Origin of the sequence: Corynebacterium tuscaniense (assembly GCF_008693065.1) — a bacterium.
Taxonomy (GTDB): Bacteria; Actinomycetota; Actinomycetes; order Mycobacteriales; family Mycobacteriaceae; genus Corynebacterium; species Corynebacterium tuscaniense.
Map to the genome: position 1 here is coordinate 1 of NZ_VXKH01000055.1, position 10,008 is coordinate 10,008.

The following is a 10,008-nucleotide window of genomic DNA, read 5'->3' on the forward strand; positions in this document are numbered from 1 at the left end:
AGCCCCTCAACAACGACCAACCGGTGAAACCGAACAACCTCATCACCACTCGGATCCCAACGCGAACCAGACACAACCAACACCAACTTTCCAATCAGTGTTGCAACGATCCCTAGAACTTAGGCCCTCCCCGATACACAAAAGCACCCGCTCCCCATGAAAGAGAACGGGTGCTTTGCGCTGAAAGACGCTAGACGTTTACTCCTCGTCCTCAGCCTTATCCTCAGCCGCGGTCTCCTCGGCCGGAGCCTCCTCGACCTTCTCGTCGGATGCAGCCTCTTCAGCCTCAGCCTCAGTCTCTTCAGCCTTAGCTTCTTCGGCCTCAGCCTCAGCCTCAGCGGCCTTCTTCTTGGATGCGGCAGCGCGGGTAGCGCGGGTTGCCTCGGCGGTCACCGTCTCCTCGAGAACGAGGGAGATGTTGGCCATCGGGGCGTTGTCACCCTTGCGGTTCTCCAGCTTGATGATGCGGGTGTAGCCGCCATCGCGGTTCTCAAACAGCGGTGCGAGCTCGTTGAACAGGTAGGCAACGACGTCCTTGTTCGGGATTTCAGCAGCCACTGCACGACGGTCGTTGACCGTGCCGGACTTCGCCTTGGTGATCAGCTTCTCTGCGTACGGGCGCAGAACCTTCGCCTTAGCTTGGGTGGTGTTGATGGAGCCGTTTGCGAACAGCTGGCTAGCCAGGTTGGACAGAATGTGCTTCTGGTGCCCAGCCGAGCCGCCGAGACGCGGGCCCTTCTTCGGGGTAGGCATTGTTACTCCTCGTGTGGTTTATAAATGTGTGCTCGAGCGTGTGCTCAGTGCTTTACTCGGCGTCATCCAGTCCGCCGTCGACAAAGTCGCCGGTTTCTGCGTCGTAGCCTTCAATCTGCGTGGGATCAAAGTCTTCCGGTGCGTCCTTGAGGGTGAGCCCCAGGGATGCAAGCTTGATCTTGACCTCATTGATGGACTTCTGACCGAAGTTACGGATGTCCAGCAGATCAGACTCGGAGCACTCAGCGAGTTCACCGACGGTGTGGATTTCCTGGCGCTTCAAGCAGTTGTAGGAGCGCACAGAGAAGTTCAGGTCCTCAATGGGCATGTTGTAGGCCGCAATGAACTCCGTCTCCTGCGGGGACGGGCCGATTTCAATGCCCTCGGCTGCGGTGTTCAGCTCGCGTGCGAGGCCAAACAACTCAACCAGGGTGGAGCCAGCGGACGCGAGGGCGTCACGGGCGGTCATGGAGTTCTTGGTCTCCACATCGATGATCAGCTTGTCAAAGTCAGTGCGCTGCTCAACACGCGTTGCCTCAACCTTGTAGGAGACCTTCAGCACCGGCGAGTAGATCTGGTCGACTGGGATACGGCCAATCTCGCCACCGGAGTTGGGCATTGCCGGAACGTAGCCACGGCCACGCTCAACGACGAGTTCCATCTCCAGACGTGCGTTCTCATTCAGAGACGCGATATGCAGGTCCGGGTTGTGCACGGTGACGTCTGCCGGCAGGTCAATGTCTGCGGCGGTGACGTCAGCCGGGCCTTCCTTGGACAGGTACATGACCACCGGCTCGTCAGATTCGGAGGACAAGACCAGGTCCTTAACGTTGAGGATGATCTCGGAAACGTTCTCCTTCACACCATTGATCGTGGTGAACTCGTGGAGCACACCGTCGATCTTGATGGAGGTCACCGCTGCGCCCGGGATGGACGACAGCAGCGTACGACGAAGCGAGTTGCCCAGGGTGTAGCCGAAACCAGGCTCGAGAGGTTCGATGACGAACTTCGAACGGTTGGTATCGATGTATTCCTCGGACAGTTGAGGACGCTGTGAGATGAGCATTGAACTTCTCCTTTATCGGCGACCGCTATATGACGCCGGTAGGTTCCAAACGGCAAATACCGCCAGAACGGGAAAGTGGATGGATGCGCCGGGTAGCGAATCCTGTTGTTTTACTTCGAGTAAAGCTCGACGATGAGCTGCTCCTGCAGCGGAACGTCGATCTGAGCGCGCTCGGGCAGCTGGTGCACGAGGATGCGCAGGGTCTCAGGAACGACCTGCAGCCACGCGGGAACGACAGCATCGACCAGGTTGTCCTGGGCCTCTTCGAACCACAGCATGTTGCGGGACTTCTCGCGGACATCGATGATGTCGTACTGGGTCACACGGTAAGAAGGCACGTTGGTCTTCTTGCCGTTCACGGTGAAGTGACCGTGGGACACCAGCTGGCGGGCCTGGCGGCGAGTGCGTGCCAGACCAGCGCGGTACACAACGTTGTCCAAACGGGACTCCAGGAGAACCAGCAGGTTGTCACCGGTCTTACCCGGGAGGCGGTTAGCCTCCTCGTAGTAGCGGCGGAACTGCTTCTCCATCACACCGTAGGTGAAGCGAGCCTTCTGCTTCTCCTGCAGCTGGAGCAGGTACTCAGATTCCTTGATGCGAGCGCGGCCAGCCTGCCCCGGAGGGTACGGACGACGCTCGAAGGACATGTCGCCGCCGACGAGGTCGACGCGGAGGCGACGGGATTTACGGGTAGCAGGGCCTGTATAACGAGCCATGATGTGTTACCTCTATTCCTTTCTGCCTAGTTAAACGCGACGACGCTTCGGCGGACGGCAACCGTTGAACGGCTGCGGCGTCACGTCGGAGATCGAGGACACCTCCAGGCCGGCGGCCTGGATGGAACGGATTGCGGTCTCGCGGCCGGAGCCCGGACCCTTGACAAAGATGTCAACCTTCTTCATGCCGTGGTCCATTGCCTTGCGGGCAGCGTTTTCAGCAGCCATCTGCGCAGCGAACGGAGTGGACTTACGGGAACCCTTGAAGCCGACATGGCCGGAGGATGCCCAGGAGATAACAGCACCGCTCGGGTCCGTGATGGTCACGATGGTGTTGTTGAAGGTGGACTTGATGTACGCGTGGCCGTTGGCCACGTTCTTCTTAACGACGCGGCGACCAGTGCGACGCGCGCCGGAACGAGTCTTAGGAGCCATGAATTACTTCTTCTTTCCTGCGATGGTCTTCTTCGGTCCCTTACGGGTGCGCGCATTGGTCTTGGTGCGCTGGCCACGGACGGGAAGACCGCGACGGTGGCGCAGGCCCTGGTAAGAGCCAATTTCGATCTTGCGACGGATGTCAGCCTGGACTTCACGGCGGAGGTCACCCTCCACCTTCCAGGAGCTCTCAATGACATCACGAAGAGCAGCAACCTGATCATCGGTCAGGTTGTCAGTGCGCAGGTCAGGAGAAATACCAGTTTTCTCCAACAGTTCCTTGGAACGGGCAGGGCCGATTCCGTAAATGTAGGTAAGTGCGACCTCCATGCGCTTGTTGCGCGGCAGGTCAACACCAGCAAGACGTGCCATGTGGTACGTGCCTTTCAGGTTGTTTCGGTGGTTTTCTCCCTACTCGTCCACGCCACGCGACGCTTGTGTCCGGACCGTACCGGACGATTGGGTCGTGATCCACGTGGCTCCAGCCACCGCAGCCGGAGGTAAGAAGGCAAACCCACCTTGGGGTATGCCGTGAATAAGGAGGCTTAAAGGTTTACTTGTAGCGGTAGACGATACGTCCGCGTTCCAGGTCGTACGGGGAAAGCTCCACGACAACCCGGTCCTCAGGGAGAATGCGGATGTAGTGCTGGCGCATCTTGCCGCTGATGTGAGCGAGAACTTCGTGCCCGTTGTCCAGTTCGACACGGAACATTGCGTTCTTCAAGGGCTCGACAATGCGACCCTCAACCTCGATTGCGCCTTCTTTAGCCATACACTCCGCTTTCCCGGCACCATGCTTGATGCGGTGAAACCGCTGGTACCTAACGTATTTGAGTCAACTGCTTAGAGCGTGCAGCACAAAACTACACACCGTTTGACAACTATAGCCATCTACCTGCGGGAAAACAAAATTCTTTCACGCTCGACGTGCACCGGTGGCGCGCCATAACTCCCACAAATAAAGGTCTGAATCCGTCAGATCAAAAGCACGGATTTTTTCAAGTTTGTTGCGCACGGTATTCGGGTGAATCTCCGCCATTTTTGCTGCTTTCCCCGTGGAGAACCCGGAGCGCACGAGTGCTTGGACTAATTCTGGCGCACCCGCAATATCTTTCAGCAGGTCATCCAGCTCACGTACACAGTTATAAAGTTCAAACTCTGTGAGCATGGCGGCGGCTTTGATGGTGGGACCGCAATCGTCGATAAGCCTCATGGGCACGCCTGAAAGCGACGCGGCATATGCAGCGATCCGTGCTTGCCTGAGCGCCTGAGAAGCACCGTCATGGGCGTGAAACGGTGCCGATCCTCCCGCGACAGTGCCGAGCTGCGCGCCCATGCGACTCACATAGTCATTGGCGGTTGTCAGAACTGCGGGCGCGTTACCAATGAACCCAACGATGACGGGAACCCTGGCTTGAGCAGCCACTTGAGCGATACGCTCGGCAAATACTGCGCCCTGCTTCGGGCTTTCCCCACCCGCGACCACAAGGCGCAGGCGTGCCTCGGAGGAGAAACCATGCGCCGCCAAAAACGCGGCGATTTTCTCCTGATCTGCTTCGGCCCCAGTGAAACCTTCAAGAAAGACGGACGCATCTGCAAAAAGGTTGCGCGCGAAGCGCCGTTGGGTTTCGAAGTAGATGTGGAGCAAGTTGGCTAACGTCGCGGCAACTGGATCTTCCTTGTGAGGCGGCTTGCCACTGCGCGTGCCCCGCACAAGCCAGGCATCATGTGTCAACGCACGCTGGGTGTCAGATTCACCCAGAACAGTGGCGTCCAACAACCATCGGCCAAGTTCAAAAGCTGTCTCCGTCTCACGTCCAGCCAGGAGCCGACGAGCAACAGTGCGGCTGGGCAGCGCTCCCACCTGCGCGAGAACTTTGCCCGTGGTTGAGATGACCGCTACCGATTCACCCACCATCGCGGCATACTGCTCTACCAGTGCAACCGCGGGGTTTTCCGCGAGAAGAGCCGGGTTGAGCCTTTCTACCGCACGTAGACGGCGATACATCGCAGCATCTGGGTGCTGGCTTTGTACATTCCGCGCTGCCGCATACACATCGATGCGGCGAAGTGTCGCCTCTGCCTTGAGCACAGGAAAGGAGGCTCGGGATGCAGCTGAGATGAACTCGGCGGGCGGCCCGGAGCCAAGCCACACGATCCCAGCCGCATGGTTAACGGAACGAAGCAGCCCGCGGTTGACCGGTGCACTGCCCTGCTGGTGGATCACCAGCCACCCCGCTGGGATGTCATCTTCTGACGTGCAGATCCCTTCGAACACGGTTGAAGCAGCACCTTCTGTGAGGGGGCGCAGCCGGGGCTCTTCCAAGAGAAGATCTCCGAGGGTTGCCGTGGACACGATTCAACTTTCTCTCATGGGGATGAGCTGTGCATTTGTGGGTTTACACAAGTTTTTGAAACAAGATTCAACTTATCAATATTGACCCGTGTTCACGCCGGCACCATAGTGAGTGAAACCCAGATCACTTTTGGGGCCGAAATGAGATTGGAGTCACTATGGGGCAGAAAGAAAAGCCGTACCGTATCGCCGTCGATGTCGGTGGAACCTTCACCGACGTGGCCATCAGCAACACCCAAACCCACGAATTGACCGTGGCTAAAGTTCCGTCGACACCGCACGACCCTATGGAGGCGGTTCTTAACGGGCTCGCTGAAGGCGGAGTATCCCTCGACGAAGTGGAAATCCTCAGCCACGGCACCACCGTTGCTACGAACGCGCTGATTCAGCGCCGCTTCCCTCCCGCCGCCCTCATCACAACGAAAGGATTCCGGGATGTCCTGGAAATCCGCGATGGCACGAAAGATGAGCTTTGGGATGCATATGTGGATGTTGGGCCGCCGTACATTGCTCGCCGCAACCGCTACGAGGTCACCGAACGCATTGACTATGACGGCGTTGAGCTGACTCCCCTCAATGTGGAAGAAGCCCGCGAGATCGCCCGTATCCTGCGCCGGAAGAAGATTGAGACAGTCGCCGTATGCTTCCTCAACTCCCATGCGAACGCGGAGCACGAGCAGCAGATGGCGCACATTCTCGCTGAGGAATTGCCGGATGCGGCGGTGTCCACCTCCGCGGAGATCCTGCCCGAGATCTTTGAGTACGAGCGTTTTTCCACAACGGTGTCCAACGCAGTCCTCGCTCCGCTGGTGTCTGGCTACGTCAACCGGTTGTCGGAGCAACTCAAAGAGGGTGGCTACACCGGTGATCTGCTTCTCCTCCACTCCGGCGGCGGCTCGATGACACCACAGATGGTATCCAAGTACCCGGTGCGTCTTGCCGCCTCCGGTATTGCGGCCGGGGCCATTGCCGTCCAAGACATTGCCACTCGTTGTGGATACTCCAACGCGATTGGCCTGGAAATGGGCGGCACCTCCACCGATATTTCGCTGACCTATGAAGGTGAGATCCGCATTACTAAACAGTGGCAAGTGGAGTACGGCTTCCCCATCGCTTTCCCCTCCATTGAGGTTCTCACCATTGGTGCTGGCGGTGGGTCTCTCGCGTGGATCGATGATGCTGGGTCGCTGCGCAACGGCCCGCAGTCTGCGGGCGCAGATCCAGGCCCCGCATGCTACGAGCGTGGTGGTGATCAGCCCACAAACACTGATGCGAATTTGCTGCTGGGGCGTCTCGGGGACAGCCTCATCGGTGGCGCATTGACCTTGAGTAAGGACGCTGCCAAGGAATCCATCGAGCGCGTGGTTGCAGGTCCGCTCAACCTGGAGCTCGATGTGGCTGCGGAAGACATCATCAAGGTCGCTAACGCGAATATGGCTGATGCGGTGCGCCTGCTGTCCATCCGCCGTGGCTATGACCCACGTGACTTCGTTCTCGTTGTCGGCGGTGGTGCCGGTGCACTGCACGGCGCGGAAGTCGCGCGTGACCTCTCAATTCCCACCGTGGTTGTGCCATATTACCCGGGCGTGACTTCAGCTCAGGGATGCTTGCTCGTGGACATCCGCCATGACTTGTCGCAGATGTACCAGGTCGCTATGCAGGACATTGATGCGAATGATCTGCTTGACACCTTCCATGGCATGGAAGACCGGGCACGTACCAAACTCGCGCATGAAGGGGTGCCCGAGGAGAACATGCGCTTTAAGCGTACTGCGTCGCTGCGTTACCGCGGTCAATGGAGGTCGCTCACCGTCGAGTTGCCAGGTTCAGGCACGCTTACCGACGAAGCCTTGGCTCTCTTCCATGAAGAGCACGAACGCGAGTACTCCTTCTCTGATCGGACGAAGGAGGTGGAGCTCTACCAAGTTGGCTTGGTGGCTATCGGTGAGCTTGAGTCCCCACCATTCAAGCGCTATGAGGTCGCGGACCCGTCGACTTTGTCGGCGCCTGAGGCTGCGTCGGAACGCGACGTGTACTTCTCCTCCAACGGGGGTTGGGCCAAGGTTCCTGTGTACCAACGCGAAGATTTGCAGCCCGGCGTGCGCCTGAGTGGCCCTGCCATCATCGACCAATTTGACGCAACCACTGTTGTTCCTCCGGGTGATCTCGCGGAGATCGACGAGTGGAAGAACATCCGTATCCACATCGGCCAGGCCGAGTAACAAGAGAGGAAAACAGGCAATGTCTATCACACCCACCTCCCGCCGCACACTCGATCCCGTCACTTTCGAGGTTCTCAAGAATGCTTTTGCAACATCTGTGAACCTGATGAGTGAGCAGATCCTGCGCACGTGCTATTCGTTTGTGATTTACTCCCGCGACTTCTCTTCTGCTTTGTGCGATGCGGAAGGAAATACCGTCATGCAGGGCAGCCAGGACATCGCTGTCCACGTGGGTACTCTGCACTTCCAGTGCAAGGCTGTACTCGAGGAATTCGGCGACGACATCCATGAAGGCGATGTCTTTGCGGTCAATGACCCGTACATGGGTGGCACTCACATGAACGATGTTTCGTTCATCCGCCCTATTTTCGCTGAAGGTGAACTCATCGCCTTTGCACAGAACAAGGGACACTGGGCTGATGCCGGCGGCAGTGTTCCCGGTTCCTTTGATGTTTCCGCGAAGACCTTCTACAGCGAAGGGATCCGCATCACGCCAGTGCGGATCTGGAGTCAGGGCCACTACCTGAAGGATGTGGCAAAGATGATCGCCTCCAACACTCGCGACCCAGAGATTGTTATCGGTGACCTTGAAGCGCAGGCAGAGGCCACCGCTGTGTGTGAGCGCGAAGTGCTCCGTCTCGTGGATAAGTACGGTGTGGACACTATCCGCACCGCTTTGCGGGAAGTTCAGGACTATGTCGAGGATATTGTGCGTGCCCGCGCAAAGGAGCTTCCTGACGGCGAATGGTCCACCGTCGATTACATTGATTACGACCCAGCCCACGGCGAAGGCATGGTGCCCGTCAAGGTGACCATGCGCATCAAAGACGATCAGATCTCCTACTCTTTGGACGGCTCCGCGCCCGCTGTGGGCAGCTTCCTCAACGCGGGGTACGGTTCCGCGTTCTCCGGTGTGGTTGCGGGCACGAAGACGTTCTTCCCGGATGTGCCGTTGAACTCTGGCTTGTACCGCGCCTTGGACATTGATCTGGGCAAAGAAGGCACCGTGGTCAACGCAGGTATCCCCCACGCGGTCACCGGTTTCTGTTCCGGCCCGTACGAGAAAATCATGAACGCGGTCTTTGAAATCTGGTCCACCGTCAACCAGGAACGCGCCATCGCCTGCTCCTTCAACTTGGAGTACCTACTGATCGGTGGCTGGGATACGCGGGAAGTAAAGCAGTCCGGCGGCAAAGGCGCGTACTTCATGTGGTACGACTGGATGGCCGGTGGCTGGGGTGGTCGCACTGACCGTGACGGTTCCGGGGCAACAGCTCCAGTATTTGGCACCGGCCTGGCCGTGCAGCCGATCGAAGGACAGGAACGTCTCTCCCCCGTGATCACCAGCCACCACAGTGTGGTCACCGATTCCGGCGGGCCGGGCAAGTTCCGTGGCGGAGTGGGTGTGTCCAAAGGTGGCACCCTCACTGACTGCACTGACACAGTGATGAGTTACTGCTGTGACCGCTCACGCAATGTCACCTGGGGTATCAATGGCGGGCTGCCCTCCACACCGCAGGGTGTCTGGCTCAATCGTGACACCCCGGATGAGGAATTCCTTGGGGCACTGTTTTCCAACCACACCATTCGTCCGGGCGATGTTTTCGAGCGCCCCTCCGCTGGTGGTGGCGGATTCGGTGACCCGCTGGACAGGGATCTCAATGATGTCCTGGAGGATGTGATCGATGGCTATGTTTCCATAGAACGCGCAGCGAAAGATTACGGAGCCGTCATCAACGCTATCGATCCAGAGATTGACCACTACGAGGTTGATCAGGATGCAAGCGCGAGCTTGCGGGAAGAACTTCGTTCGACCCGCGCCGCCAAGATCACAGAGGACGCGGAAAGTGTTGCGCAACGTTTCCGGGACGGCGAGCTGGACATCCTGGATCTGGTGCGCCACTACGGTGTCATCCTGGATTGGGCAACCGGCGAACTCCTGCCCACCACCACTCAGCAGTACCGCGAGCAGCTGCAGCGCCGCTCCCTGAGCCACTGGGGCTAGGCCCAGAATAGAAAAACGGCGCTTCCGACTATCCGGGAGCGCCGTTTCTCACACGGAGCTAGAACACGTGCACCTGGTCACCGATGCGCAGTGTGTTGAAGTAATGCTGTGCATCAGCGCGGTACATGCGGATGCAGCCAGCGGACTTGATCGAAGGATCGCCCTGGTGGAACGCGATGCCGTTGTAGGTGAAGTAGGTAGCAAACGGCATGGGCGCGTTGTCGAACTCGAAGGAAATCTCATCGCGCACCTTACGGTTGACGCGGTGGAAGCCCTTCGGGGTGTCCTGTCCCGGCTTGCCGGAGGCCATGCGGACTGGGCCGTAGGTGACCTTGCCGTTTTCCTGCAGCCAGGTGCGTTGGTTGGCAATGTCCACGCAGGCGCGAGCAGTTGGGGCGCAGCCAGCCGGCTGGTTCGGCTGAGGGACCGGTGCTGGTGCGGGTGCGGGTGCAGGT

General features: G+C 58.7%; 10 protein-coding genes. 2 read left to right on the forward strand and 8 right to left on the reverse strand.

Translation table 11 applies throughout. The features are described 5' to 3' along the window. Window positions 1–198: 198 nt before the first annotated feature. The 7 genes from rplQ to F4V54_RS08825 form a co-directional block, all read right to left on the reverse strand. Window positions 199–753, reverse strand: coding sequence for a 50S ribosomal protein L17 (gene rplQ, locus F4V54_RS08795; RefSeq protein WP_150386896.1), 555 nt, complete (start codon window positions 751–753; stop codon window positions 199–201). Window positions 754–805: 52 nt separating this feature from the next. Continuing rightward, window positions 806–1,819, reverse strand: a complete 1,014-nt coding sequence (locus tag F4V54_RS08800) for a DNA-directed RNA polymerase subunit alpha (protein ID WP_034664216.1) — start codon at window positions 1,817–1,819, stop codon at window positions 806–808. Between the two features lie 110 nt (window positions 1,820–1,929). After that, window positions 1,930–2,535 carry a 30S ribosomal protein S4 gene (rpsD, locus tag F4V54_RS08805; RefSeq protein WP_034664218.1) on the reverse strand — a complete coding sequence of 202 codons (606 nt, stop codon included), beginning with the start codon at window positions 2,533–2,535 and terminating at the stop codon, window positions 1,930–1,932. Window positions 2,536–2,565: 30 nt separating this feature from the next. Beyond that, window positions 2,566–2,970, reverse strand: coding sequence for a 30S ribosomal protein S11 (gene rpsK / locus F4V54_RS08810; protein WP_034664220.1), 405 nt, complete (start codon window positions 2,968–2,970; stop codon window positions 2,566–2,568). Window positions 2,971–2,973: 3 nt separating this feature from the next. Continuing rightward, window positions 2,974–3,342 (reverse strand): 30S ribosomal protein S13, encoded by a 369-nt coding sequence (gene rpsM / locus F4V54_RS08815; RefSeq protein WP_034664222.1) that lies wholly within the window; start codon window positions 3,340–3,342, stop codon window positions 2,974–2,976. A 181-nt stretch (window positions 3,343–3,523) separates the two neighbouring features. Then, complete coding sequence (gene infA / locus F4V54_RS08820; protein ID WP_034664224.1) at window positions 3,524–3,742, reverse strand: translation initiation factor IF-1; 219 nt, start codon at window positions 3,740–3,742, stop codon at window positions 3,524–3,526. A 144-nt stretch (window positions 3,743–3,886) separates the two neighbouring features. Next, window positions 3,887–5,248: a CdaR family protein gene (locus F4V54_RS08825; protein ID WP_211359474.1), complete on the reverse strand. Its 1,362-nt coding sequence runs from the start codon at window positions 5,246–5,248 to the stop codon at window positions 3,887–3,889. A 236-nt stretch (window positions 5,249–5,484) separates the two neighbouring features. On the opposite strand from F4V54_RS08825, the gene F4V54_RS08830 reads away from it, so the two are divergent. Both F4V54_RS08830 and F4V54_RS08835 read left to right on the forward strand, forming a co-directional pair. After that, window positions 5,485–7,548, forward strand: a complete 2,064-nt coding sequence (locus F4V54_RS08830) for a hydantoinase/oxoprolinase family protein (protein WP_150386898.1) — start codon at window positions 5,485–5,487, stop codon at window positions 7,546–7,548. Between the two features lie 19 nt (window positions 7,549–7,567). Next, window positions 7,568–9,553, forward strand: a complete 1,986-nt coding sequence (locus F4V54_RS08835; RefSeq protein WP_150386899.1) for a hydantoinase B/oxoprolinase family protein — start codon at window positions 7,568–7,570, stop codon at window positions 9,551–9,553. A gap of 58 nt (window positions 9,554–9,611) precedes the next feature. Here the strand turns inward: F4V54_RS08835 and F4V54_RS08840 are convergent. Then, on the reverse strand, window positions 9,612–10,008 hold a 397-nt coding region (locus F4V54_RS08840), incomplete at its 5' end, for a L,D-transpeptidase (RefSeq protein ID WP_150386900.1).